At 42.9% G+C, this 26,937-nt stretch carries 25 protein-coding genes and 1 pseudogene; 10 read left to right on the top strand and 16 right to left on the bottom strand.

Annotation, left to right across the window (positions count from 1 at the left end):
- Positions 1-5 precede the first annotated feature (5 nt).
- From ACQCT8_RS14595 to ACQCT8_RS14580, 4 genes are all read left to right on the top strand, one after another.
- On the top strand, positions 6-1,061 hold the full coding sequence (locus tag ACQCT8_RS14595; RefSeq protein WP_426872186.1) for a sugar ABC transporter substrate-binding protein: 1,056 nt from the start codon (positions 6-8) through the stop codon (positions 1,059-1,061).
- Between the two features lie 210 nt (positions 1,062-1,271).
- Positions 1,272-2,387 carry a sugar ABC transporter substrate-binding protein gene (locus ACQCT8_RS14590; protein ID WP_426872184.1) on the top strand — a complete coding sequence of 372 codons (1,116 nt, stop codon included), beginning with the start codon at positions 1,272-1,274 and terminating at the stop codon, positions 2,385-2,387.
- A gap of 87 nt (positions 2,388-2,474) precedes the next feature.
- Positions 2,475-3,995, top strand: a complete 1,521-nt coding sequence (locus ACQCT8_RS14585; protein ID WP_426872182.1) for an ATP-binding cassette domain-containing protein — start codon at positions 2,475-2,477, stop codon at positions 3,993-3,995.
- Positions 3,996-4,006: 11 nt separating this feature from the next.
- Positions 4,007-5,182, top strand: coding sequence for a sugar ABC transporter permease (locus ACQCT8_RS14580; RefSeq protein WP_426872180.1), 1,176 nt, complete (start codon positions 4,007-4,009; stop codon positions 5,180-5,182).
- A 206-nt stretch (positions 5,183-5,388) separates the two neighbouring features.
- Here ACQCT8_RS14580 and ACQCT8_RS14575 read toward each other — a convergent pair whose 3' ends face one another.
- The 5 genes from ACQCT8_RS14575 to ACQCT8_RS14555 form a co-directional block, all read right to left on the bottom strand.
- Positions 5,389-6,039 (bottom strand): IucA/IucC family C-terminal-domain containing protein, encoded by a 651-nt coding sequence (locus ACQCT8_RS14575; RefSeq protein WP_426872178.1) that lies wholly within the window; start codon positions 6,037-6,039, stop codon positions 5,389-5,391.
- Positions 6,040-6,065: 26 nt separating this feature from the next.
- Complete coding sequence (locus ACQCT8_RS14570) at positions 6,066-7,100, bottom strand: FecCD family ABC transporter permease (protein WP_426872176.1); 1,035 nt, start codon at positions 7,098-7,100, stop codon at positions 6,066-6,068.
- Positions 7,097-8,101, bottom strand: a complete 1,005-nt coding sequence (locus ACQCT8_RS14565; RefSeq protein WP_426872174.1) for a FecCD family ABC transporter permease — start codon at positions 8,099-8,101, stop codon at positions 7,097-7,099. Before ACQCT8_RS14565 ends, ACQCT8_RS14570 begins: the two co-directional genes overlap by 4 nt.
- A 60-nt stretch (positions 8,102-8,161) precedes the next feature.
- On the bottom strand, positions 8,162-9,139 hold the full coding sequence (locus ACQCT8_RS14560; protein ID WP_426872172.1) for an ABC transporter substrate-binding protein: 978 nt from the start codon (positions 9,137-9,139) through the stop codon (positions 8,162-8,164).
- A 191-nt stretch (positions 9,140-9,330) separates the two neighbouring features.
- Positions 9,331-9,618 carry a hypothetical protein gene (locus ACQCT8_RS14555; protein ID WP_426872170.1) on the bottom strand — a complete coding sequence of 96 codons (288 nt, stop codon included), beginning with the start codon at positions 9,616-9,618 and terminating at the stop codon, positions 9,331-9,333.
- A 272-nt stretch (positions 9,619-9,890) separates the two neighbouring features.
- On the opposite strand from ACQCT8_RS14555, the gene ACQCT8_RS14550 reads away from it, so the two are divergent.
- The 4 genes from ACQCT8_RS14550 to pdxA all read left to right on the top strand — a co-directional run bounded on the left by ACQCT8_RS14550 (position 9,891) and on the right by pdxA (position 15,048).
- Positions 9,891-11,561: a PrpR N-terminal domain-containing protein gene (locus ACQCT8_RS14550; RefSeq protein WP_426872243.1), complete on the top strand. Its 1,671-nt coding sequence runs from the start codon at positions 9,891-9,893 to the stop codon at positions 11,559-11,561.
- Between the two features lie 173 nt (positions 11,562-11,734).
- Entirely contained in the window at positions 11,735-12,739 is a 1,005-nt protein-coding gene (locus tag ACQCT8_RS14545; protein ID WP_426872168.1) for a 2-keto-3-deoxygluconate permease, read from the top strand.
- A gap of 19 nt (positions 12,740-12,758) precedes the next feature.
- Complete coding sequence (locus ACQCT8_RS14540; protein ID WP_426872166.1) at positions 12,759-14,057, top strand: four-carbon acid sugar kinase family protein; 1,299 nt, start codon at positions 12,759-12,761, stop codon at positions 14,055-14,057.
- Entirely contained in the window at positions 14,050-15,048 is a 999-nt protein-coding gene (gene pdxA / locus ACQCT8_RS14535; protein ID WP_426872165.1) for a 4-hydroxythreonine-4-phosphate dehydrogenase PdxA, read from the top strand. Before ACQCT8_RS14540 ends, pdxA begins: the two co-directional genes overlap by 8 nt.
- Before the next feature lie 86 nt (positions 15,049-15,134).
- Here the strand turns inward: pdxA and ACQCT8_RS14530 are convergent, their stop codons facing one another.
- Both ACQCT8_RS14530 and ACQCT8_RS14525 read right to left on the bottom strand, forming a co-directional pair.
- A complete protein-coding gene (locus ACQCT8_RS14530; protein WP_426872164.1) occupies positions 15,135-15,791 on the bottom strand; it encodes a zf-HC2 domain-containing protein in 657 nt (218 codons plus the stop codon).
- Positions 15,778-16,272 carry an RNA polymerase sigma factor gene (locus tag ACQCT8_RS14525; protein WP_426872162.1) on the bottom strand — a complete coding sequence of 165 codons (495 nt, stop codon included), beginning with the start codon at positions 16,270-16,272 and terminating at the stop codon, positions 15,778-15,780. Before ACQCT8_RS14525 ends, ACQCT8_RS14530 begins: the two co-directional genes overlap by 14 nt.
- A gap of 348 nt (positions 16,273-16,620) precedes the next feature.
- Here ACQCT8_RS14525 and ACQCT8_RS14520 point away from each other — a divergent pair, with 348 nt between their 5' ends.
- Positions 16,621-16,962 carry a GNAT family N-acetyltransferase gene (locus ACQCT8_RS14520; RefSeq protein ID WP_426872241.1) on the top strand — a complete coding sequence of 114 codons (342 nt, stop codon included), beginning with the start codon at positions 16,621-16,623 and terminating at the stop codon, positions 16,960-16,962.
- A gap of 947 nt (positions 16,963-17,909) precedes the next feature.
- On the opposite strand, the gene ACQCT8_RS14515 is transcribed toward ACQCT8_RS14520, so the two are convergent.
- The 3 genes from ACQCT8_RS14515 to ACQCT8_RS14505 all read right to left on the bottom strand — a co-directional run bounded on the left by ACQCT8_RS14515 (position 17,910) and on the right by ACQCT8_RS14505 (position 20,400).
- Positions 17,910-18,305: a hypothetical protein gene (locus tag ACQCT8_RS14515; RefSeq protein WP_426872161.1), complete on the bottom strand. Its 396-nt coding sequence runs from the start codon at positions 18,303-18,305 to the stop codon at positions 17,910-17,912.
- Positions 18,306-18,542: 237 nt separating this feature from the next.
- Positions 18,543-19,472: a CsxC family protein gene (locus tag ACQCT8_RS14510; RefSeq protein WP_426872159.1), complete on the bottom strand. Its 930-nt coding sequence runs from the start codon at positions 19,470-19,472 to the stop codon at positions 18,543-18,545.
- 130 nt (positions 19,473-19,602) lie between these two features.
- Positions 19,603-20,400, bottom strand: coding sequence for a CsxC family protein (locus tag ACQCT8_RS14505; protein ID WP_426872158.1), 798 nt, complete (start codon positions 20,398-20,400; stop codon positions 19,603-19,605).
- A gap of 333 nt (positions 20,401-20,733) precedes the next feature.
- Here ACQCT8_RS14505 and ACQCT8_RS14500 point away from each other — a divergent pair, with 333 nt between their 5' ends.
- Complete coding sequence (locus ACQCT8_RS14500; RefSeq protein WP_426872156.1) at positions 20,734-21,528, top strand: hypothetical protein; 795 nt, start codon at positions 20,734-20,736, stop codon at positions 21,526-21,528.
- Between the two features lie 370 nt (positions 21,529-21,898).
- Here the strand turns inward: ACQCT8_RS14500 and ACQCT8_RS14495 are convergent.
- From ACQCT8_RS14495 to rbsK, 6 genes and pseudogenes are all read right to left on the bottom strand, one after another.
- Positions 21,899-22,203: pseudogene (locus ACQCT8_RS14495) on the bottom strand (sensor histidine kinase KdpD); the annotation flags it as partial.
- A gap of 88 nt (positions 22,204-22,291) precedes the next feature.
- The gene (gene rbsB, locus ACQCT8_RS14490) at positions 22,292-23,233 is read right to left on the bottom strand and encodes a ribose ABC transporter substrate-binding protein RbsB (protein WP_426872154.1); all 942 of its coding nucleotides are present in this window, start codon (positions 23,231-23,233) and stop codon (positions 22,292-22,294) included.
- A gap of 26 nt (positions 23,234-23,259) precedes the next feature.
- A complete protein-coding gene (locus ACQCT8_RS14485) occupies positions 23,260-24,192 on the bottom strand; it encodes an ABC transporter permease subunit (protein WP_426872152.1) in 933 nt (310 codons plus the stop codon).
- Between the two features lies 1 nt (position 24,193).
- Positions 24,194-25,663 carry a sugar ABC transporter ATP-binding protein gene (locus ACQCT8_RS14480; RefSeq protein WP_426872239.1) on the bottom strand — a complete coding sequence of 490 codons (1,470 nt, stop codon included), beginning with the start codon at positions 25,661-25,663 and terminating at the stop codon, positions 24,194-24,196.
- Positions 25,664-25,680: 17 nt separating this feature from the next.
- Positions 25,681-26,070: a D-ribose pyranase gene (gene rbsD, locus ACQCT8_RS14475; protein ID WP_426872150.1), complete on the bottom strand. Its 390-nt coding sequence runs from the start codon at positions 26,068-26,070 to the stop codon at positions 25,681-25,683.
- The gene (rbsK, locus tag ACQCT8_RS14470) at positions 26,063-26,926 is read right to left on the bottom strand and encodes a ribokinase (RefSeq protein ID WP_426872148.1); all 864 of its coding nucleotides are present in this window, start codon (positions 26,924-26,926) and stop codon (positions 26,063-26,065) included. Before rbsK ends, rbsD begins: the two co-directional genes overlap by 8 nt.
- Positions 26,927-26,937 lie beyond the last annotated feature (11 nt).

The following is a 26,937-nucleotide window of genomic DNA, read 5'->3' as shown; positions in this document are numbered from 1 at the left end:
AAGAAATGAAAAAATTATGGCCTCTTTTCACTTTAATTATGGTCTTTTTGCTAACCGCCTGTCTCCCTGCGGAGGAAGTATCCACTGTCGTTCCTGCGCCGCCTGACCCGGTTGACCACCTTTCCTCTGAAGCAATTAAAATAGGATTCTCCATGGATACACTCGAGGAGGACCGCTGGGCAAAAGATCGGGAGCTTTTTAAAGAAGCAGCTGAACGAGCTGGAGCCGAGGTAACCATCACAGTTGCAGACGGAGACGATGTAAAACAGGTCTGGCAGACAGAAAAAATGATTAGTGAGGGCATCGATGTTTTAGTGGTGGTGCCCCATAATGCTGAATCCATGGCTGCGATTGTGGAAAGAGCGCATGATGCAGGCATTAAGGTTCTGTCCTACGATCGTCTTGTGCGAAATGCGGAAGTGGATTTATATGTATCGTACGATAATGAACAAGTAGGCGTCCTTCAGGCGGAAGCCATTACAAAGCTGGTTCCAAAAGGGAGATATGTTTATCTTGGCGGAGCAGAAACCGATTATAATGCCCATCTTATGAAGCAGGGGGTATTTTCTGTGTTAAAGCCTCTGATTAACAGCGGCGAAATCACAGTCGTCTTTAATCAGTGGACAAAGGACTGGCTGCCGGAGTACGCAAAGGATAACATGGAAATTGCGCTTGATGTGAATGACAAAAAAATAGATGCTGTCATTGCAGGCAACGATGCCACAGCAGGTGCAGCGATTGAAGCGTTGGAGGAGCTCGGCTTAGCCGGCAAGATTCCTGTAGCGGGCCAGGATGCGGATCTATCGGGCGTCAGACGAATTGTTGAAGGCACGCAAAGCCTGACCATGTATAAAAGCATTGATGCGCTTTCGCAAAAAGCAGTTGAATTGGCCATTATGCTTGCAGAGGGAGAAGAAATTACAGAAGACCAAACCATTAATAATGGAAAAATTAATGTTCCTTCCATCCTTCTTCCCCCTGTTCCGGTTGACGAGACTAATATTCATGAGACCGTTATTGCAGATGGCTTTCACCTTGAAGAAGAAATTTTCTCTCCTTAAGTTCGATTCTATTAAGCCTATCCGGTGCACCGGATGGGCTGTTTAACATGCACGGCCCTTCCTAACCCACCCCCTACTAAAAATAAGAATATTGAAAAATTACAGAACAAAGCTAATTTACTACTACAAGTAAGCGTTTTCATTAGGGGATGCGATGCTATATTTACCATGTAGTAGTTACTTCCATATTTGAAAGGGGATCTTACAACAATGGGGAAAAGATCGAAAGCATTGGGGTTACTGACAGCAGCCGTTCTAACAATGGGTATGGCAGGCTGCGGCAGCGAAGGTGGATCCGGCGGCGGCAGTGAATTGGACGTAGGAATCGTGCTTCCAACAAAAGACGAGCCTAGATGGGTTCAGGATGAAACAAGATTCCAGGATGCACTTGCTGATTCGGATTACACGACTGAAATTCTTTTCAGTCAGGGATCATCAGCGAAAGAAAAAGAAAATGTTGAAACCTTAATCAGCAAAGGCATGGACGTGTTAATTATTGCACCACATGATGGAGCAGCTGCCGGGTCTGCAGTGGAAGCAGCAAAGGATGAAGGCATAACCGTTATTTCCTATGATCGGCTAATCACGGATACAGACTCTGTTGACTATTATGTGACCTTCGACAGCGTAGCGGTTGGAGAAGCACAGGGGCAGTATCTGGTGGATAATGCAGAGGGTTCAGGCATCCCGCTTTACCTTTACGCAGGAGCAGCCTCTGATAATAACGCATTCCTATTTTTTGAAGGGGCATGGAACGTTCTGCAGCCAAAAATTGCAGATGGAACATTTGTCATTGCCAATTCAAGTGAAGCTGAAGCACTTAAAGATAAAACAGAACTGAGCCGTGAAGAGCTTGGAAGCATCCTTGGACAGGTCACAACCAACTGGGATCCAAGTGAAGCCAAAAACAAAGCAGAAACTCATTTAACTTCTGCAGGCGATGATATGAAAGGGAATGTCTCCATTCTTGCACCAAATGACGGAACAGCCCGGTCCATTGCGGATGTTTTTGCAGCAGACGGTGCTATTACGGATTACATGATCACAGGCCAGGACGCTGAAAAAGCTTCTATTCAATACATTATCGACAGCAAGCAGTCCATGACTGTCTTTAAAGACGTCCGAACACTCGTTGAAGATGCGATGGGTATGGCAGTTGATGTTTTAGACGGAAACACGCCGGAAACTACGGCAACGTATGACAATGGCAGCATGGAAGTAAATGCGAAACAAACGGACGTCATTGTGGTCGATCAGGAGAATGTACAATCTGAACTGATTGATTCAGGTTACTACGAAGCCGGTGAATTTGAAGGATTGGAATAACAGTTAAAAAATGGAGTAATCACGCCGTTCACACTTGACGTGATTGCTCTGTATTCATTAACAATCATGTTTTAAGGAGGCAGAAGGATGAGCGGTACAATACTTGAGATGAAAAAGATCTCAAAGGAGTTCACTGGTGTAAAAGCGCTCTCTAATGTCAATTTCAAAGTGGAACAAGGAGAAATCCATTGTCTTGTCGGGGAGAATGGTGCCGGAAAGTCCACCTTAATGAAGGTTCTGAGCGGTGTTTATCCTTACGGAGAATATGCGGGAGATATTTTATATCTGAATGAAGTTCAGCAGTTTCATACAATCAGTGACAGCGTAGAGGCTGGCATTGCGATTATTTATCAGGAATTGGCTCTCTTTCCCGACCTCTCCATCTATGAAAATATTTTTGCCGGGAACGAGCTGCACCGAAAAGGCATCGTGGATTGGAATGAAGCGATCACAAAGTCTAAGGAGCTGCTGGATAAAGTAAATCTTCACATCAATCCGGAAACCTTAATCAAAGAAATCAGTGTTGGCAAACAGCAGCTGGTTGAAATTGCCAAGGCACTGAGTAAAAAAGTAAAGCTCCTTATTCTCGATGAACCGACGGCCGCTTTAAATGATAAAGACAGTGAGAACCTCCTGCAGCTGTTAAGAGAGCTGAAAGAGCAAGGCATCACATCCATTATGATTTCCCACAAACTAAATGAGGTCATCGCGATTGCAGATAAAGCGACTGTTCTTCGGGATGGGGAAACCATTTGTACACTTGACGCATCAAAGGGAGAAATCACCGAAGCTGCAATTATTAAGAACATGGTAGGCCGCGACATTGAAGACATTTACCCTAAGCGCAAGGTACCTGCGACAGGGGACAAATTGCTTGAGCTGCTTGACTGGACCGCTCATGACCCGCGGACCGGCCGAAATGTTGCAGAGAATATCAATCTTCATGTGAATTACGGGGAAATCGTTGGGGTTGCCGGTCTGATGGGCGCAGGCAGAACGGAACTGGCTCTTAGTATCTTCGGCAACTCCAAAAAATATAAAACAAGCGGAACCATCCGGATAGACGGGAAACCTGTAAAGCTCAGCCATACAAGTGATGCCATTAAATCAGGCATTGCGTACGTCACAGAGGATCGAAAAGGAGACGGCTTATTTTTACTGCAGGATATAAAAAGCAATATTTCCATTTCTAATCTTGGTCATTTATCTAAGTACGGCGTGGTCAATGAAAATGAAGAAATCAAAACGGCTGAGGAATACAGAAAATCTCTCGGTGTGAAAACCCCGTCCATTCAGCAGAAGGTTGGAAATCTGAGCGGCGGAAATCAACAGAAGGTTTCGATTGGCAAATGGCTCTTTGTCGGTCCTAAGCTGCTCATACTTGATGAACCGACCCGTGGAATTGACGTCGGGGCAAAGCTTGAAATATATACGGTGATGAATAAGCTGATCGAAAGCGGCATGAGCATTATTATGCTGTCTTCCGAGCTTGGTGAAGTACTCGGCATGAGTGACCGCGTGTATGTAATGGCGAAAGGCCAAATAAAAGGGGAGCTTTCTTCTTCAGAAGCCAGCCAGGAAAAAATAATGGAATTTGCTACACAATAGGAGTGATGGACATGAACATATTGAAAGAGGCGAAAGCGCTATTAAAACATAATATACGAGATTATGGAATGTACATCGCGTTACTGGTCATTATGCTTATTTTTACCGTGATGACAAATGGTCTTTTTATGTCATCCCGAAACATCAGCAACTTAATTGATTCTGCCGGGTATATCGCTGTGCTCGCTGTCGGGGTTATGCTCGTCATCGTGATACGCCATATTGACTTATCCATTGGTTTTTTAGCGGGTTTTCTTGGCGCCATTGCAGCCATTTTACTGGTACAGGTCGGTCTTCCTGTCTATCTGGTTATTCCCATCATTCTATTGCTTGGGATGGCTGCAGGGTCGATTACCGGATTACTTGTCGCAAAAGTCGGGATTCCCGCATTTGTAGCAACACTCGCCGGCTGGCTGATTTACAGAGGAGCTCTTTTACAAGCTACCGAAAAATCAGGCACGATCAACGTGAATAATGACGCTTTCAACGCCATCGGCAATGGGTATATCCCTTCCCTTGCTCAAATCGGAGGCCTTCACCTTCTCTCTTTACTGCTTGGTGCTGCAGCAATTATTTACTATATTTATAGTGCCATTAAAAATAGAAAAAACAAACTGCGGTACAATTTCGAGGTCGTTTCTGCTCCATTGTTTATCATCCAGCTCGTTCTCGTTTCTTTTTTGATGGGGTATGTGACTTGGATTCTTGCCGGCTACAACGGCTTTTCGTGGACGATGATTATCATCCTGCTGGTGCTGATTGTTTATCATTTTATAACGACTAAAACAGTCCTCGGCCGGCATATCTACGCAGTCGGCAGCAATCCGGAAGCCGCGCATCTTTCGGGAATCAATGTAAGTAAAATTACGTTTATTGTCTTCGGTTCAATGGGGATGCTTTCCGCTTTATCCGGAATCTTATTTACATCCCGATTGCAGTCTGCCACAACTACTGCCGGCACCCTGTTTGAACTGGATGCAATTGCTGCTGCGTTTGTAGGCGGAGTTTCTGCAGCAGGCGGTGTCGGAAAAGTAACCGGTGCTGTCATCGGGGCAGTCGTAATGGCTACACTTGTAAACGGAATGAACCTTCTTGGCGTCGGGATCGCCTCTCAATACATGATCCGCGGCGGCGTTCTTGCACTGGCAGTTATCTTTGATGTCATGACAAGAAGACAGGGAGCATAGGGACTCCATTAGCAAACCAAGGCTTGAGGCTGGGACCTAAATTGTCTCAGCCTCCTGTATTCGGTTAAACATTTCTATTTGTTTCTTATCTCCCACTTTAAAACAAGAAATATAATGATAAATAACACCTTGAGTTACACATCCTGTCAGCGTGTAACTCAAGGTGCTATCCAAGTTAAATACTGCGATTCTTTAATCCCTTTGTCTCAACCCAACGGACAGTTCCCGCAATAGGGCTGCTCCTGGCCTTCTTTTAATTGATAGAGACGGCAGCAAGTTTCTCTGATCGGAATGGTCTGCCAATCTTCAGGCCTCTGCAAGTACTTTGAAAAAGGATTTTCTTTGCATCCCGTCCACTCTGCATCCACTTCCGTCATTTCATCAAACAGGTCTTGCAGCTGTGAATCGGGATAGTGAGTTGATTTTTTTCGAAAAACAGACTGCAGACGAACGGCGATATTTTCCCATAAAATCTTTTGCGGGATTCTGCATGTTTTTGAAAACTGCTCCACCATTGGGGTGAGATGATGGGCAAATACAGTTGTTTTCCAGTCCTCGTCAAGCGCAGGATTTTGATCATCCACCAGCAGGGCGAAGCGATCAAAAAGAAATTCAGCATTGTTAAGCCAGTTTTCTTTTTCCTTTTGAAGTCCGTAGTATTCAAGAGCAGCGGCCGCTGTTAAAACGGCGTACCGCTTGATGATCAGCGATGCAGCCGTTGATTCGAGTCTGATGTCACTTACACTGGCGTAGCGGCTGACAATTTGGGCAATCGTTTCCGGTTCTGTCAGCTTTTCTGCCGGCACACCCTCTCTGCCATCCTTTTTTTCGATTCCGTAGCTGTGTAAAACGTCCATGCTTGGTCTCCTTTACATTCTGTCCTTTATTGATTACGGTAGCGAAATAATAAATAGAGGAAAAACGGTGCACCGATTGCGGCTGTGAATACTCCTGCAGGAATATCAAGCGGCAGGAAAAGGGTCCGGGCAACAAGATCGGCTATGATAACAAGGAATGCGCCAACTAGAGCGGTGACGACAGCCAATCCAGGGAACGACCGGTGAACCATGCGCCTGGCAATATGCGGCGCCATCAGCCCCACAAATTCAATTCCTCCAGCATAAGCCGCTGCTGTTCCTGCAAGCATGACACTGCACATCAAAAAGATAAATTGCTGAAGCTGCACGCGAATGCCGACACTGACAGAGAAATCTTCCCCTATCTCTGTGACATTCAGGCCTCTCCCAAACACAATGAGAAATGGAATGGGAATAAGAAGCCACCAGATCATAGAGGTGACATCACTCCAGGAAGCCCCGTAAATGCTTCCCGTCAGCCAGATATAAGATTTTGTTGTCGTAGCTGTTTCACTCATGACAAGCATAAACGTGACACATGCCTTCATAATGGCAGAAAGCCCCACTCCGATCAGCACCAGCCGGATTGGCGTTACTCCTTTATTCCATGAAATAAGATAGATTAACAGAGCAGCAAGCAGGCCTCCCAGGATGGCTGCAAGCGGCAGATACTGCATGCTGATTACACCTGCACCAAACGAAATAAAAGTGACAGCACCAAAAGAGGCACCGCTTGTAATTCCGATAATATCCGGTGAAGCAAGCGGATTTCTTACAAGACTTTGTAAAATCAGACCCGCTACACCAAGCGCCGCCCCTACCAGCAAGGCGAGCAGCGCCCTCGGAAGACGCAGCGTTTCCACAACAAATGTGTGCTGATCAATTTGTCCTGATAGCTGCTTAAACACTTCAGATAGAGGTATCCAATTGCTGCCTGCTGAGAGACTCAAAAGGAAGACCACTCCTACTACTGCAAACCAGCCTGCAACAGTGAGCAGCCAGCGCATCGACAGCTGAATCGAGATACGGTCATTAAAAAGACGCAAGGTCCAGTACTTCATTTTTTCGCCACCCCTTTCTTAGCAAGGTAAATAAAGAAAGGTCCGCCAATCAGCGCGGTCATTACTCCGATCGGCACTTCCTGGGGGGCAATAATAATGCGCGCCACGATATCCGCTGACAATAAAATCGCTGCACCTAATAAACCACTGTATGGAAGAACCCATCGATAATCATTTCCCACAAGGCTTTTTGCCATATGCGGAACGATGAGGCCGATAAATCCAACAGAACCCACTACAGCGACTGAACCGCCCGCCAGGACGATAACCAAAAGACCCAGAATGAGCTTGGTTACACCCACTTTTTGTCCAAGCCCTTTTGCCACATCATCGCCTGATGAAAAAACACCCATCGGCCGCGCCATAAAAAAGCTCACCACAAGCGCACTCAGCAAAAACGGCATGACCGACATGAGCATGTCCATATCGCGTCCTGCAACGGAGCCTGCAATCCAAAAAAGGACCGTTTGAATGGACTGTTCATCCAGCACCAGCATCCCTTGTGTAAATGAAACAAATAAAGCGGTTAAAGCAACCCCTGCGAGAATGACTTTGATCGGAGTAAGACCGTCACGTCCAAGACTCCCGAGAAAAAACACAGTCCCCCCTGCAATGGCTGCTCCGAGAAAGGCAAACCACATATAGCCTGAAAGTGAGGACACTTCAAGCCAGGTAATCGCAAAAACAATGAAGAAGATCGCTCCCGCATTAATCCCTAAAAGATCAGGTGCTGCAAGAGGATTTCTTGTTAACGCCTGCACAAATACACCCGCCAAGGCAAGGTTTATGCCAATAACAAGTGAAATGACCGCTCGCGATAAACGCGAGGTGCCAATGATTAAATGATTGGTAATATCAGGATCATATCGAGTCAGCGCCTCCCACGTTTCCGAAAGAGGAATGGCGGTCTGTCCTACTGCAAGACTTGTTAGAAACAGCAGGGCAACAGCCATGAACAGCCCAATTAACCCGATCCATTTAACTAGTGGGGAATGCAACATATAAACGCCTCTTCTTTCATGAGAAAAAGGGGACGCATGATGCCTCCCCTTCAACCATTTTTATTGCTCAACCTCGAAATACTCGTAAATATCATCCAGCATCCCGTTTGCAGCCTGTAAGCCGCCAGCCATATTCCATGAAACCTCATCAACGGTATACACATTGTCGTTTTGTACCGCCTCAAGGTTTTGGTAAAGCGGGTGAGCTGTCCATTCTTCAAAATTCTTCTGTACGTCAGGCGTTTCCTCCATGAATTGGAAGAAAACATCCGCATTCATTTGAGGAATCGCTTCTTTGTCATTTAGCATGACAATTTCTTCATTTTGTCCCTGAAGCTCAATTGGCTCTTCAAACCCAAGCTCCTGCAAAATGGACCCCGCAAAACCAGTTACATAGATTCGAGCATGATCTGGGCGGTAATTTAGTACTGCAGCACTCATCGGCCAGTTTTCTTCTGAACCGATTTTTTCTTGAAAATCAGCAATTCGGCCGTCCCATTCTCCTAAAAGACTCTCAGCCTTTTCTTCTTCTCCAAGCGCCTGTCCAATCAGATTCGTTGTTTCTTTAAAATCATAGATTGTTTCATTGACAATCGTTGGGGCAATTTCTGATAGCTGCTCATAGATCTCTTCATGACGGATCTGAGAAGCAAAAATCACATCAGGCTCCAATGCAGCGATTTCTTCTAGGTTAGGCTGTGTTTCCTGACCTACATACGTAACCTCCTGCAAATCATCTTTTATGTAATCATACATCGGAAGTTCCACCCAGGATTCAACCACTCCAACCGGCGTAACATCGAATGCAAGTACTGTATCCGTTGCTCCCTGATAAAGTGACACCACACGCTCCGGCTTTTCTTCAATCGTTGTTGTACCCATTGCATGCGAAACTTCAATTGCTTCACTTTCTTCTGCAGCATTGCCGCTATCCGATTCAGCTGCATCCGATCCTTCTTCCTCACTGCCTCCACAGGCTGCAAGAAAAAGCACTGAAAGCATACATGCTGCAATCAAAAGTAATAATTTCTTGTTCATTGTTCTAATCTCCTTTTAGTGATAATGATTTTCATTCGCAATTTGATTGTATGATACTTGCAAAAGTTAATCAACCACTAATTGAGAATTAATTTCAATTATTTTTTATTTTATATTGACTTATTTTTTCCTTTAGATGAAAGAAACCCCACAGCGCTCTTCCAAATAAACATGCCATGTAGATGCTTCAACTATGAAAAATTCGCTCCAAACCATAGAAAAAATGCAAGGACAGCTATATTTAAGAGAGTTATGATAAGCGCTATAATCGAGATTAAGCGTTTCTCTTTACTGCGAATAAAAGTGATAATGGACAACACAATGGAAAGCAGTATCTCTGCAAAGACAAAGTTTATTATGATTGTCGCTACTCCTTCTGAAAACGCAACAGCTATTGGATCAATGGATACCATCAATATCGATACGAGTACACTTACCGCAAGAAAAGAATAACTTCTCCAAGAGTAAGACTTCGCCATACATTTTCCTCCTTTCGATTAATTATGTTTCATAAACCATACCCACTATTAGATTAACATTTTTTACTTTTGTTTCCAAAATAACATTAATAGTTAGACATTTTTACAATAGATGTCTGACGGATCCGTGCCTTCTGAATTCCGGTTCTATTGAAAGGTTTCGATTTTCTGGCAAGGTTTGTCTATCTCCTGTCGTGACAAGCTTCCATGAGTATGTCATAATGATAGTGTTTTAAAATGCAACACGTTAGGAGTCGAAGCCTTTGAAAGCAATGTTGATTGCCCCTTACAGCGGGATGGCTGAAGTTATGAAGCAGCTCACCCTGCCTTCAGATGTGACGCTTGATATACGAGTGGCAAATCTGGATGAAGGCGAGGAATTTGCACGCCAGGCGGAGCTGGAGGATTATGATGTTTTGATCAGCCGGGGAGGAACCGCTTTAACTATTGAAAAAGCGGCATCATTGCCTGTCATCCATATTGATATAACAGGATATGATATGCTCCGGGTATTTACACTTATTAAAAATATGAATAAAAAAGTGGCACTTGTCGGTTTTTCTTCTATTACTCAAGGTGCTGCCACACTTTGCAATATTCTTGAATACGACGTGGAAGTAAAAACCGTCCATACCCGGGAAGAAGTAAAGCCTTTGCTCGAAGAATTAAAAGCACAGGGCTTCCAGGCGGTGATCGGTGACGTCATTACAGTTCAGACCGCTGAATCGACCGGGATCCACGGGGTGCTCATCACTTCCGGAAAAGAGGCACTGCTGCAGGCGGTTGAAGAAGCAAGACGGGCATTTTTGCTTTCAAAAAAAGTGAAGCACAATTTCTCACTTCTGCACGAAACCTTTTTACAGTTCCCCTATCCTATGGCGATTGTAGATGAGGAATTGTCCATCCGGGAAAAGAATGAAGAATTCGACCGAATTGCCCAACCGATCACTTTTTCCTCCATAAAACGGTCTGTTATGGACAGCATAGACAGCCAAACAACCAAATGGATTCCATTTACGACAAACAACCGCACCTACATGCTTCAAATTTTTTGTATAAACCGGTATATGGCCGGGCTGATCTTTTACCCAACTAACGGGCTGGAAAAACGGAATGATGTTTCCATTCACTTTGATGTGAAGCCTATGGCGCTCATCGGAGACAGCTTGTACACCCATTCATTAAGAAATCAACTGAAAATACTTTCCTCCCAGCACAAGCCTGTTCATATTATCGGAGCAGCAGGAACCGGCAGATCGGCAGCTGCATCATTCCTTCATATTGAACGCTTTAAGGAAGCACCGTTAATATCTCTCGATGGTGCACAGATGGACCAAAGCAGTTTAGAAACTCTTACGAAAATTCTGCTGCCGATCCAAAAAGGAACCCTTCTTATTCACCGGCTCCAGTCTGCAGACCCGGAATTACTAAATCAAGTAACCGTATTGACCGAACGGTTGCCAGCAGATATTCAAATTCTATTCATTGATGACCAGCCTTATTGTGAAACTAAAGAAGCTGAAGCGCTTCATCTGCTTCCTTTAGTGGAGAGAAAAGCAGATATTCCGGCATTTGCACACTACTTTTTAACATCCTTTCACATGGAAACCGGCAGTGAAACGCTTGGCATAAAAACGGAAGCAATGGAACTTTTAAAACAATATCATTTTCCGGGCAACTTAAATGAACTGAAACAAACCATTCGCGAATTAAGCAGGCAGGCATCAGGTTTTTATATTGAACCGGAAGATGTAAAAAAGCTGCTGGAAGCGAAACAATCTCTGGCTTTCTCTAACCAGCTGCAATTGTCAGGAACTTTAAAGGAGATGGAAAAACAAATCATTGACCAGGTGCTGAACGAAGAAAACGGCAATCAGTCCAAAGCAGCCAAACGTCTTGGAATAAACCGCTCCACACTGTGGCGTAAACTAAATGAGGAATGATGGAAGACTCTCTTATCGAGTCTTCTTTTTTGTTTAAAATTGCAACATTATTATATTATCTAATTTTTTGTTTAATTTAACTGTTGCAAAAAAGCGCTTACAGGTTTATATTAATAATTGAAAGCGCTATATTTTAACTATTTATATAAAATATCATCAAAGGGGATGGCAAAATGAAGATTAAAGCTACACTTGACCGTATTCCAGGTGGTATGATGGTAGTGCCATTGTTGCTTGCTGCAACACTTAACACCATTGCACCAGACTTGCTCCGAATCGGGAATTTTACTCAGGCACTATTTGTAGATGGAGCGAGCACTTTAATCGCACTCTTTCTTTTATGCACCGGCGCTCAGATCAACTTTAAAAATGTAGGCGTCAGTCTTGGCAAAGGAGCGACACTGCTAACCGTGAAATGGGTTGTCGGAGCCTCTGTCGGGTTGCTTGCTTACACATTTGCTGGTGACAATGGGCTTTGGCTTGGACTTGCTCCAATTGCTATTATTGCAGCAATGACAAACAGCAATGGCGGTCTGTATGTTGCACTAGTCGGTCAATACGGCGATAAAACAGACCGTGCAGCTTATTCACTTCTTGCGTTGAATGACGGACCTTTCCTCACAATGGTGGCCTTAAGCATCTTTGGAGCAATGGGCTTTGTGGACGGATTGTTCTCGGTAACATCATTTATTTCCGTTTTACTGCCTATTGTAATTGGAATGATTTTAGGAAACCTGGATGAGGATATGAGAGACTTTTTAAATACAGGAAGCTCTATGCTAATCCCATTTTTCGCATTTGCCCTCGGAATGGGAATTAACTTCACTGCGATCGTTGAAGGCGGTCTTGCAGGTGTGGTCCTTGGACTGCTTACGGTCTTTGTCACAGGATCAGCTGCTTATCTTGTATTCAAAGCGATGAAATGGAACCCGATCGTCGGAGCAGCAGAAGGCTCAACAGCGGGGAATGCGGTCGCAACACCTGCTGCGATCGCTGCAGCTAGTGCAGGTTTTGCTGCTAATGCAGAGCTTGCTACTGTTCAGGTAGCGGCTTCTGTTGTGACAACAGCGATTCTTCTTCCGCTGTACGTTGCCTTTTTAGTAAAGCGTCTGGAGAAAAAAGGAGTCAGACTGCCGGAAGATTATTCAACGGAAGACAGCTCCACGAAAGCATCTTAGAATTAAATGAGGGATTAATATGAAAAAAATGATCGGAATTATAGCAGATGATTTAACAGGTGCGAACGACAGCGGAGTACAGCTGACGGAAAAGGGCATCCCAACCTCTGTGCTGTTTGATCTTTCTGACCGGTCGCACACCCTTGACAGCGGGCTGGTCATCGACACAAATGCCAGAGCGCTGGTCAGAGAAAAAGCAGCTCAGCAAACAAAAAAAGCCGCACTTTTTTTAAAGGAAGCCGGCTATCAAACCATTTATAAAAAAATGGATTCGACCCTGAGAGGGCATATCGGCACGGAGTTAAAAGCAGTAAAGGAAGTGTTCACACCTGATTTTGTGTTCATTGCCCCTGCTTTCCCTGCCCTGCATCGCACAACAAAAGATGGTATACATTATATAAAAGGTCAGCCATTATCGGAAACCGAGATTTCAAAAGACCCGAAGCACCCGGTCACAGAGTCCTCGATTCCCCGCCTGATTGAGCAGGAAATCGGAGAAAAAGTCGGGCTGCTAAAAAAGGACGATCTGGAAGATGAACAGCTATTTACTGAAAAGGTCCAGTCCCTTAAAAAAGACGGCTTTGACTATCTCGTGTGCGATGCAGAAACAGAAGAAGACCTGCGCCTTTTTGCAGGCAGAATGAACCGGCTGTCCTCCTCTATTATCTGGGCAGGTTCTGCCGGACTTGCGGAAGTCCTTCCGGATGTACTGAATATTTATCAGAAGTCTGCAGAACGTGAACTGACACCTGCTGATCAGGTGGTCGCTGTATGCGGAAGCCTGTCGGGCGTTACACAGGAACAGGTCCGCTATGCTGCAGAACAAGAAGATGTGATCGGCGTCGAAGTGGATACACTCGATTTTTTTTCAGATGAGTGGAATGCCACAAGAGTCCTTTATATGAAACAATGTGAAGAAATCATCAAAAGCAAACTGCATCTTGCCCTTTACGTACCGTCTCATGCAGACATTCGGGAAAAAGTAAAAGTACGGGGACAGCAGCTTGGTCTATCAAGCTATGAAATTGGCGAAACGATCTCCACAGCACTTGGTGAAATTGTAAGGGATCTTGCAGCCCGTTCCCCTCAACTGAGGAGTTTCGTTCTAACAGGCGGCGACACAGCGAAAGAAACCGCAAAGCTCCTCGGAGGCAGCGGAATCAGACTAATTAAGCAAATCGAAGCCGGAATTCCAGCCGGAGAATTAATTGGACCTAAGCGCACGATGACCATTGTTACAAAAGCCGGCGCATTTGGAAACAAGCAATCCATTTACCGTGCTATGTGCAAACTGAAAGGAGCGGCAATTCATGAGTAAAAAACCGATTATAGGCATTACAATGGGTGACGGCGCAGGAGTCGGACCTGAAGTGATTATCAAAAGCCTGCAGCACCAGCATTTATATGAGGAATCACATCCCATCGTCATTGGCGACGCCTCACGTCTGGAAAAAGCAGCTGAATTACTTAACATCCCTATCCAATTAACAAAAGTGAACGACCAGGATTCAATGACGGAAACGGCGCATGGAGAAATCCAGTGCCTGGACCTCAACCTTCTGCCCGCTGATTTGCCATTTGGACAAGTAGCGGCTGAAGCTGGCAATGCTGCTTTTCAATATTTGAAAAAGGCGATCGAACTCGCGAATGAAGGGAAAATTGATGCAATCTGCACCGCTCCTTTAAATAAAGAAGCGCTTCATAAGGGAGGTCACCAATATCCTGGTCATACCGAAATTCTAGCTGAACTAACAGGCACAAGTGATTTTTCCATGATGCTGTCTTCTCCAAAACTGAAGGTCATTCATGTAACCACCCATATGGGACTGATTGATGCCATTCAATCCATTCAGCCGCAGCGTGTACTGAAGGTCATCGAGCTGGCACATGAGACACTATCAAAATCAGGAATCTCATCACCAAAAATCGGTGTGTGCGGTATTAATCCACACGCCGGTGAAAATGGTTTATTTGGCTACGGTGAGGAAGAAGAAAAAATCATCCCTGCCATTGAAGAAGCACAGGCAAAAGGTATTCAGGTTGAAGGCCCATTGCCAGCTGATACACTCTTCTTCCGAGCTCAGCGCGGCGATTTTGATATCGTGGTTGCTATGTACCATGATCAGGGTCACGGCCCCATCAAAGTGCTTGGTCTCGAAGCAGGGGTGAACATCACAGTCGGCCTGCCGATCATCCGCACAAGCGTAGACCACGGAACCGCATTTGATATTGCAGGAAAAGGCATCGCCGACGAAGGCAGCATGCTCGAAGCACTTCGCCAGGCAATTGAGCTGGCACCGGAGAAATAAGAAAAAAGCATCCCTGGGACTTGGGGATGCTTTTATTGTTGTTCCACGTGGAACTTTTTACTTAAGTAGCAATTCGCTAAGCTAAATTATGGTGAGCGCTCCCAAATCAGCGTTGCCCGTTCAATAATGTCATTTCTTTTTTCAACGAAGATTTCTTCTGCATCAAATTCTGCATAGTACACCAAATCAACTTCTTGTTCCCTTGAAAGTTGAAAAGTGGACCCTTGAATATTTGTATTTTCCTTAGGATTTATAAAGCTGCCTGAAGGTGAATCGTAAAGCGTTTGGGTATAAAACATCACGATTACATTCTTTTCTATTCCATCTATTTCAACAGTCATGGGAAGCGTGGCGTGAACGCCTGCGTAGCTCTTGCCGGAATATCTTGAGACCAACTGGTTGTCCTGCGCTTCAATTGTAATCAGTTCCTCTGAATAAGGTATAACAGTTTCAAAGTAAAAGATATAAGCAAACATTCCAAATAAAAGAGCCATCGTCGCTAAAATGGACGCCATTGCGATGATCCACTTCTTTTTACGCCACCTTTTTTTAATTTTGATTAAAGCAGACCCTTTGTTCTCTGCAGGAATGTGAACCGCTTGCTTCATCGACCTATACTCCCGCCGGCAATATTCGCATTGATGTAAATGCTGCTCGACCATTTCTTTTGTATCCTCACTCACTACTTCGTCCACATAAAGGGGAAGAACATCCTGGATAATGGTGCACTTAACTTCGTTCATCATTCATCTCCTCCATATATTCCATGATCTCTTTTCTCGCCCTGTGAAAGGTGACCCTTGCCCACCCCTCACTTTTCCCAAAAAGTTCTGCGATTTTCTTAAACGGTAATTCTCCAAATGTGCGCAGCGTAAAAACTTCCTTATACGGTTCCTTCATGCTGTGCAAAAACTGGTGAACCGTAAAGGCATCTTCCTTGTTCATTAAATGATCCGTAATTTCAACGCCTGTATTCGTCTCCTCCATTACATCAGACAGAATCTGTTTTTTCTGTTTTTTGTAATAGGTGAAATACGTATGTTTGGCGATGGTAAAAAGCCACGCGCGAATATCCGATGGACCTGTATCGTTTTCAATAGCGTTTAACGCCTTAAAGAACGTTTCCTGAGCCATTTCTTCGGCAATCTTTTCATCCCGGCTTAAAGCTCTAAGATATAAATAAACGTCATGAAAATAGTCCTGGTAGATTCCTTCAAAATTCATCACTTGCCTCCTTTCATCTATACAACTTCTGAGATTGAAAAACGTTACAATAATAGTGAGCAACCTTTATATTGAAGTAAATGAATTTTTTTATATTCATTTAAAAATATAATTATAATAAGCTTAAAACTTATTAAGATCATGAAGGGAACGAAGAGATTGAGTGAGAATCGTAACTGTTTACACGAAATAAAAATAAGATCCCTGTACACGGATGATTACAACAGTGTTTTAAAATGGAGCAAAGATCCTTCTTTTTGTTCAGCTAATGGCTGGGAACAAAATCAGCCTTCGGAAAGATTGTATACTTGGTGATCAAATTGTGTAAATAATGCGGAGAAAGATTTCATTCGAAAAGGGATAGAGTTGAATGGAGAATTAATTGGATATGCTGATTTAGCTTCTATCAAGGATCATACAGCTGAACTTGGAATCGCCATTGGGGAAAGCAGACTGTGGGGAAAAGGAATTGGGTGCCATTCAGCTATATGTATGATGAAATATGGGGCAAAGTATGCAGGAATCTCCACTTTTCTTGCTGAAACACATGAAGAAAATAGACGAGCCAGAAAGATGCTCGAAAAAATCGGTTTTAAAGAAGTCAGCAGAATGGGCAGTGAAGATTACTTAGGAAGGAAGAGTCAGCTTATCCAATACAGATTGGTTGATGACAGGGACACCATAAAGTAAGGATCTCCCTGTTTTTTAAAAGGTGTATATTCCGCTGCTCCATCAAACTCTTTTCCCGAAATTTTTCTCATTACTTCACAAAATTTTACCCAGTCAGCGAGAAATAGATTATCACCTGATTTGGCTATATTTCTTCCTGATCTAACCACTTCGACAAACCAGCTTTGTTCCATCGAGTGCACCTAAATCATATTTAGCCCGCCAATTCAGTAGATTCGTTGATTTGAGTATTTCGAGCAAATATCCGCTATCCATTTCACAAAGTGCTTGCTCGAATTCTTGAACCTCACCAAACGCCGTACTGCTCCACATCACTTTTTTCGTACCAAAACAAATTTCTATGTTATAGAAACCATAAAGGAAGCCCCTTATAGAAGCTTTAATTCCTCAAATCTTTTCATAGGCAGAATCGATTGCATGTTCTTTGACCCATTCATGTCTGCAGCGTCTCTCCCGGAAAAGTCATTTGACCACTCCTGTGCAATAATTGTCCAGCGTTAATTTATATTAAATGAAAGACATTGCGTGAAAGGATATAGTGTGAACAAGGAGGCTTGTATACATTGATCAAACTGAGTAATTAACCCGATAATTGTAACTCATTCATTAAATAAATTTTTTCTAGCTATCCACTTATACTCACTCTTTTAAAACCCTGGTTTCCATAATAAATAGGATCACAAAAATAACCCAGTGGGGTTGTCTTCTTTAGTACATGTGCTATTTTGCGCAGATTAACGAAAAGAGGAGCTGAACATATGTATTCTTAACTTTGCCATAAAATTTATTAGTATGAAGGCAGTTTCACGGCCAATGAGAGTACTCTTTTTTAAACGCATCTTAGAACCTGTTTCTCTCTTCTGACCATCAAATTACGAGATGTTATTTTTAGTAAGAAGAAGTGTTGGACATCCTCTTCTTACATCCCTTTTCGTTTCTACTGAAGATTACTCGTACTTTTTCTTCAGACTATATTTATAACCATTTTTTTCATTGCTCTTCCTCTTCTTTTTCTTACAGATGCACTTGCGGTGCTGCTTTTTTTCTTTCCAATTTTCGTGCACTTTCTGTTGACTTTTTTTCTTGTTGTTCATAGAGTCCATACGATGATGGTCCTCGATCTTCTTCCAATCGCTGTAATCAACAGATATCTCTTCTACGTAATCCGTTTCCTCTTCCTTCCACTCTTTTTTCAGGATGTTGTGCACTTCTATTTTTTTGCAATCATCTTCGTGATCAGTTATTTTAGAACATTCACAAATCCATTTCCCCTCGTATTCCGAGGAATGTTTTTCCTTATAACACTTGCACAATAAGCGAATTTCAATGTGTATTCTGCTCACCACTATTCACCTCATTTCTTTTAAAAGTGTTTAGGGTGCACAGTCGATCTGTAACATTGCTATGTTACTTCTTCTTTTCATTCCGTACTCTATTGCCTGCCAATTGTAGAAATGATTTTCATAGATAATGTTTGATAAACCAACACCTTATATTAGGATATTAAAAAAATCAAGAAACGTATGGATAGATGAACTGCATCATCTATCCAATTTTTAGAATTAAGATTAAATGATTACTCAGCCTAGCCGAACTTGCTGAGACTGCAACAAGTTTAGCGTGATATCTACAATCATTTTTTCTGATAAAACGCTGATTACCAGGGGATGAGGTTTTTTATGTTCTTTTTCCTTATCACATTTTTTTTCATATTCCAAAATTTCTTCCGTAAGAATCTCCGATAATTCACTAAATGACTTTTCGCTTAAATTATGCAGCTCCACTTCTTTTACCGATTTGCCGCCATGTCCCTTATCTTGGTCTTCACATTCCAGGCTTTCCTGAAGTACGACTTCCACAGTAAATTCTTTCTTTTCACTTGAAAGTTCTTCTTTTAGAATATTCCTTGTGATCAGCTCATCTATTTCAAGAATTTCTGCTTTAACAAGCTCACAATAAGGCAACTCATTAAAATACTCTGTACTGACTTGATGAATATGTGAGAGATCATTTCCAAGCAGCTGATCTTTCTCAGAAAAATCCTTCCTCTGTTGCTTTAAAGAATAACTAAACTCTTCCTTCGAATTAGTTGAAGGGCCAATAGGAGCTACAATAAATTCATCTATTTGTGCTACACATTCAAAAGGCACTTCAGCAGTCAGTGATTTTATTGAGGATCGTATTTCCTTGCACTTTTCCTTTGGGTTTGCAGCATACTGAATATTCTTCCTCACAAAGCCTGCAATAAAGAGCTGGCCTTCTGAAGCACCATCCCGGTAAACGAGTCTGCACTGGGTTAAGTAAAGATGCTTCTTAATTTCATTAATTTCAAGCACTTCTTCCCCCTTTGGAAACGAAATCTTTGAATGTACTGGAATTTCCACTTTGACCTTCTGCAGAAGCACAGGAATCTTAACAAAAACTGCTTTTGATTCAGGTGCAGATGGCTGAAGGATTTCTGCCTTGCATTTATGTGCGGATGCTGTTCTTGGAAATGGTTCAACGGACATGAAGTTACCCCCTTGTTTTACATTCTACATTTCATACTATGCAGTATTCGGTTAACTGGCTAAGTTTTCTTTTCTGAATAAAAGCAAAAAAAGAGAAGAGCCCTACGCTCTTCTCCTGAATGAATAATGATTATTCACTTTCTTTTTGGTCGTATACACCTAATGAATTTACGCGAACTTGCTGCAATTGAAGTACTTTAAGTCTAAGATCCAACACCATTTTTTCAGACATTCTTGTAAATGTGCCTTCACCTACGACAAATTCATTATCATCCGCAAAAGGATTTCGGTTCAAGGACTCATCAAATTCAATAATATCCGCACGGACGAGCTCGCAATACGGAAGTTCATTAAAGAACTCTGTGCTTGTTTGGTGGAATTGGGATAGATCTGTTCCATCTAATCGATCTTTACGGGCAAAATCTCTGCCATTTGGAAGCTCCTGAGAAATTAAATAACCAAACTCATCCCGAAAATCTGTATAAGGTCCTACTGGCAAGTTCATGAAACCATCTACTTCTGCTACGCAATCGAAAGGCACCTCGACTGTTAGAGATCTAAGTTGAGAAAGAATTTCTCCAGCATCGTCCACTACAGGATTTGCAGCGTACTGAATGTTTTTTCGAACGAATCCACTAATAAATAACTTTGCTTTGTAGTCCCTTGGATATGCTCCTTTATGAGGAGCTCTGTTAAGAAGACGGCATTGAGTAAGATACGTGCGTTTTTTAATGGTCTTAATTTCAAGAACTTCCTCACCTTCTGGAAATTCAATTTCAGCATGCATTGGAATTTGAATAGACACTTCTTGCAGTAACACCGGGACTTTAATAATTGGATCCGCATACTTTGAGATGGAATGCGGTGTAACATTTTCTGCATCACAATGGTTTGCAGATGTTGTTCTTCTGAATGGGTTTACAGACATTCATTTATTCCTCCTAATAATATTTGAGCTTTAACAATTGGATAGACTGGACACTTACCGCGCTTCTTAAGCTTTTCAACCAAATAGAGTGATCAATGCCGTGGAGATATACTATTTTTATCACTCTCTTTTTCAGCCTCTATCTGAATGAAAACTATGAAAACTCTAATTCTATTAACGATCCATCCTTTTTTATACACTCTATATATATAATGAAAAAGCGTTGTTATAGGAGAAGGCTTTTTATTCATCTTACGAGCCCTTTTTATAAAAAACCTTTCTTTCTTGACTTGCATAGGCTATGTAAGAATTCTTTTCGAATGGGGGGTTAATATGGCTTCAGATCTGAGATCCTGTTCACAGGAAAAACATGAATGCAAGTGCCACGACCTATATCAACTGCTGCATCAGGCTCGGCAGCTCAATCATTATTTATCTCAAGCCATTTCAGAAGAGCTGGCTGTCATAAATAAATTGACTCCTTATATGTCACAGGAATTTTTAATTGGATTAAAAAAAGATTTAAATAACTCATTAAAACTGGCCATGAGCAAAGAAATGTTGAGTAAAATGCTTCGTGACAAGATAAATAACACTTGCCCTCTGTATGCTCAGCAAATGGAGAGTGAAGAAGAGGATTTTTCACCGATTCGCCTGGCATCAGAAGGGCATGAAGAACATAGCAAAGAAATTAACGAGGATAATTTTATAGAAGAATTAAAGGATGAGGGTACTCATAAGTTTGAGGTTGTGGTGTCAGAGGCAATGAATGTATCCCAGAAATTAAAACAAAAAACTTTTATAAAAAAGATCCGAAAACCGAGGAAGAACCAATCACAGCAAATCCTTACCAATACCCCCATTATCGATCATGAAAAACTTGATAAACATCCCTTCTCCAGTACACACAAACCGAACTCAGAAAAACCAAAGCCAAAAACAATTAGACGAACACGCAAAAGGAAAATCTCCAAGAATGATCATAAAGAGGAAGAATCGAAAGCACACCATCATGTGTTACAAACACATAGCGACACCCTCGATTATTCTGAAAAATATGTTTATAAATCCAGTACAATACAAAATTCCAAACCCTGGGTTGCCCCCCTTTGTTTTACCCCAAAATAAAGGGAGACGAGGGGTGCTGATCTCTTTAAAAAGAGGGGGCGCATGGGGAACAGGACATGTTAAAATTCATGCCTCAGGAAAACGCTTTGAAGGACCATCAAATACTGGAGTTAGAACTTTCCTTTTTTCGTATACATTAGCTGGCACATACAATGAGATTACATCGTTTCTCCCCATTGATGACGTGCTGACAAAAAGTCTAACTGCAAAAAATCTGTAAGGTGCTTACAAAAAAAAACACCTCTTATTTAGCACGTAAAATACGTGTACCAAATAAGAAGAGGATAGCTAAGTACTGTTGGCTTGCTGACAGTTCAATTTAAATCTGGTACCGTTTTTCATCTTACTTTAACTATATTCATCCGACTCCTCACCGCCCGTCCGCAACGATATGAAGATCGATATTGGATGTTTCCCGCATAATCAAATTGACAATCATCCTTTTCTGATTTCTTCCCATCTGGTTCGGGCAGACTGACCCAGCAGGATCTGTGTTACCTTATATTTTTTTGCAACGTCAATGATCACTTTAGCCGGCTTTCTGCCCTGCCTTTCTTCGACGATCATGGTTGAGTTAAACTGTTGGGCAAGCATATGCCATTCTTTATTTTTCTTCGCGTTTAAAGCGCTCTCTTCCCCGTTATGTGAGGTGACACTCAAAATAAATAATTCCGCCTACAATCGCACATCATGCACTGCCTCGGAGGTATTCTATGTATTCATGGACTGCACAAGTTAAAAGGTGCAGTCCACTCTCATTAGCTTATTGAGTAATCAGTTCCAGTTCTACCGGTACGAATTCTTCCACCGTTTCTCCATCCAAAACGGTTTGTGCTGTTTCAATGGCGCTCATTCCGATTTCATCGGGCTTCTGTGCAACTGTAGCTGCCATTGTTCCAGCTTCTACTGCGGCCACTGCATCCTCTGTAGCGTCAAAACCAACTATGATTACGTCTGACATGCCTGCTGCTTCGAGTGCTTCTGCTGCTCCTAATGCCATTTCATCATTATGGGCAAAAACTGCGTCAAATTCTGCACCGCTTTGAATGATGTTTTCCATTACAGAAAGTCCTTCAGCACGGTCAAAATTTGCGGTCTGATTTGCGACGATTTCAATTTCACTTTCATTGACAACTTCATTGAAACCTTCTCCCCGTTCACGAGCAGCTGAAGATCCGGCGATTCCTTCTAGCTCCACAACATTACCTGTTCCACCAAGCTCTTCAATAATGAAGTTACCTGCAAGTCGTCCGCCTTCCACATTATCAGAGGCAATATGTGTCACCACTTCCCCGCCCTCTGCACTTCGGTCTATTGAAATAACTGGAATATCTGAGCTGTTCGCAGACTCAATTGCAGATGCTATTGCGGCAGAATCGGTCGGATTCACAAGAATCAAATCTACATCTTGCTGAATTAAATCCTCAATATCGCTTATTTGTTTTGCAGGATCATCCTGAGCATCCACGACAGTAATGTCCATTCCTGCTTCTTCAGCCTGAGCCTCAGCACCTTCTGATAAGGTCACAAAAAACGGATTATTCAAAGTAGAAATCGAAAATCCTATCGCACCATCATTTTCACTGCTCCCGTCCCCTTCATCGCTTCCCGCATCTTCACTATCAGAACCGGGCGAATCAAGCGAACATGCAGCTAAAACAAGAGACATAATCAGCATTAAAACCAATAGAGAATTTTTTTTCATTTTCTAACACTCCTCTGTATTTATTATTAAGCAGATTTCTTCCGATCTAGCAGGACTGCCAGCAGAATAACGCCGCCTTTTACCACTTGCTGATAAAAAGAAGAAACGTTCATTAAATTCAAACCATTATTCAGAACTCCTATAATCAAAGCGCCAATTAATGTACCAACTATCCATCCACGGCCGCCAGTCAAGCTTGTTCCACCCAATACAACTGCTGCAATCGCATCAAGCTCATATGCAGTTCCTGCTGTTGGCTGAGCAGAGTTTAATCGGGAAGTAAGAATGATTCCAGCGAGTACACTAAGCACACCTGTTAAGGTGTAAACACCTATCTTAATTCGGTCAACATTTAATCCGGCAAGCCATGACGCCTCTTCGTTGCCTCCCACTGAATATACCCCTCGGCCAAACGTTGTTTTCTTAAGAATGAACCATAAAACACCAAAGGCAAGAAACATGGTAACGACAGGGAAGGGGATGCCGAACACATAACCTTTCCCAATCATTTGAAAAGAAAACGCATCAGACAACCCTGTAACCGGACGTCCTTCTGTGTACACAAGTGTAAGTCCCCGGTAAATTGTCATGGTCGCCAAGGTCGCAATAAACGGGGCAACCTTCCCTTTTGTAATGATCAGGCCATTAAATGCCCCCATTGCCGCCCCGAGCAGTAAACCAATTAAAATTGCCAGAATGGGATCAAATCCGGATGTCATCGCGCCTGCTGTCAATGCTGCGCCGAGTGCCAGCATCGAGCCGACGGACAAATCAATTCCCCCTGTTAAAATAATAAACGTCATTCCAAATGCTATAAGGGCATTAATAGAAACCTGCCTTAAAATGTTTAGAATATTATTAAGGTCAAGAAAACTGGGACTTAAAATAGATAACACGGCAATAATTAAGATTAAACCAAGAAATGGACCTATTTTTTGGATAATACCTGTGTTTTTCACCTTACTCTCCTCCTGTCGCTGCCGTCATAATTTTCTCCTGGTCTGCCCCGGCTCTGTCCATGATAGAAGTAACTTTTCCTTCATGCATGACGAGTATCCGGTCTGACATACCAAGGATTTCCGGGAGCTCTGATGACACCATTATGATCGAAACACCTTTTGCGGTCAGATCATTCATGATTTGATAGATTTCTTTTTTCGCTCCAACATCTACTCCTCTTGTCGGTTCGTCGAGGATCAATACAGATGGGTTTGTCGCCAGCCACTTGCCGATCACAATTTTCTGCTGATTCCCTCCACTAAGTGACTTTGCTTCCTGCTCCATCCCAGATGTTTTAATTCTTAGACGCTCAATCATGTCCGTTGCTGATTCCTGTTCCTTTTTTATGCGGAGCAAACTCCATTTTGAAAGCTGATTAAGCTGAGCAGTTGAGAGATTCTCCCTAACGGTTTGGTTCAGGATCAGCCCCTCCCCTTTCCTGTCCTCCGTGACAAAAGCCATGCCAGCACGGATTGACTTTTTCGGAGATGGCTTTTTAAGGGTTTTTCCTTCAATTCGAATGACACCTGAGCTTTTATCTGCTCCAAACAAAGCCCTCATCAGCTCTGTTCTGCCAGCCCCCATCAGTCCCGCCACACCTAAAATTTCTCCTTCTCTCAAGTCAAATGACACCGACTTCACTCCGGTTGAAGAAGATAAATTGTCTACGGTAAGTCTGACTTTCCCCGGCGTTCCTTTTCTCTCAGGAAATTGCTCACCCAGTTCTCGTCCCACCATCATTTTGACTATTTCCTGAAAGTCTGTTTGATTTATAACTCTGGTCCCAACGGAAGCCCCGTCTCTTAATACGGTAATCCGGTCGCACATCGTAAAAATCTCTTCCATACGATGTGAAATATACACAATGGCCACGCCCTTTTTCTTCAAACCGCCCATCACATTAAATAAGACATCAATTTCCTTTTTTGTGAGCGCGGCGGTGGGTTCATCCATGATCAGCACCTCACTGTTTGCCGATACTGCTCTGGCGATTTCAATCATTTGCTGCTGACCAACAGAGCATTCAGAAGCAGGCTTTTTAGGATCCAGCTTAATCCCCAGCTCCATTAACCATGCCTTCGCTTCTTCATTCATCACTTTGTTTTTTAAAATACCTGTCTTTCCTGCCGTTTTCTCTTTTCCTAAAAAGAAATTTTCAGCCACCGTCAGTTCAGGAATAATGTTCAGCTCCTGATGAATCACACTAATTCCGGCTTTTTCAGCTTCCTTAGGACTTTTAAATGTAATTTCCTTGCCTTTATACGTGATATTGCCCTGGTCTTTTGAATGAATCCCGGTCAATATCTTCATTAATGTCGATTTGCCGGCACCATTTTCTCCCATCAAAGCATGAATTTCACCACTCTTTAAATCAAATGAAACCCCTTTAAGCACATTTACTTGTCCAAATGCTTTATGGATCCCCTTCATTTCAATGATCGAGCTGCTCAAAAGATCACCCCCGCATGCAGAATTATATTTGCGTATGGCGTATGTTCTCCCGTTCTGATTACTGCTTTTGCCGACTTCGTCTGTTGTTTAAATACTTCATGCGAGACCTTTTCTAAAGAGTGGAAACGGGCGTTGGCAAATTGGCTGAACGCTTCATTGCTTACTTCTGCTTCTTCAGCGATCGTCACTTTCTCGACTTCCATTTCATCTACTACCGCATTTATGACCACATCTATTGCAGGAACTCCTAATGTGAGAGACAAGTCTATCTTTTTCACACCATCAGGAATAGGGAGGCCGCAGTCTGCAATCACGATTGTATCTGTGTGGCCAATGTCCGCAAGAACTTTTGTTATCTCACTGTTTAAGAAACGACTTTTACGCATGGCTATCCCCCAGTTGCTCTATGGTCGGCATTGCACTTTGTGCGCCAAGCGATGTAATAGATATACTCGCTGCTTTCACAGCCTTCTCAACAGCTTCCCTTAATTCAAATCCTTGATCCAGGAATGCTGCCAGTCCTCCGTTAAACGTATCCCCAGCACCTGTCGTATCAACCGGATGAACCTTTGGTGCAGGAATCAGTACCTCCTTGCCGTTTTCGAAAAAGCTTGCTCCTTTACTGCCTCTGGTTACAATTAATTTTTCATTATAGGCTTCTAAAAAGTTGTTATCCTTTCGAAGAGCCGCAGCCTCATGTTCATTGGGTGTTACGTAATCTGCCAGTTGCCACCATAGAGAAGGAAGCGGCTTGAACGGAGCGGGATTCAAAATAACGATCCACCCTTTTTCCTTCGCTGTTTTCATTGCTTGCTCAACCGCATCACCCGGAATTTCTAACTGAACAAGAAGAATTCCTTTTTCCAGCTTTTTCATCGCATCCTTAACATACTCTGGGGTGACTTCGCTATTAGCTCCTGCCACTACGATAATTTGGTTGTCCTGCTCTGCTACAACAATAGAAGCGGTGCCTGTTGGTAAATGTGTAACCGGTTTCACATCAGACACATCAATCTTTTCTTTTGTTAAATGCGCTACGTAGCTCTCTCCATATAGATCATTTCCTACACGACCCACCATCTTTACTTCACTTCCAAGCCTGGATGCTGCAACGGCCTGGTTCGCTCCTTTTCCGCCAAAGACAGTGGAGAAACCCGAACCCAAAATGGTTTCTCCCGGAAGCGGAAATCTTTCTGCCTCTGTCACGAGGTCAATATTTAAACTGCCTGCAACTGTAATCATGCGATCACTCC

Source organism: Jeotgalibacillus proteolyticus (assembly GCF_050107735.1).
Classification (GTDB): domain Bacteria; phylum Bacillota; class Bacilli; order Bacillales; family Jeotgalibacillaceae; genus Jeotgalibacillus; species Jeotgalibacillus proteolyticus_A.
This window is presented reverse-complemented; position numbering and strand designations above follow the sequence as displayed.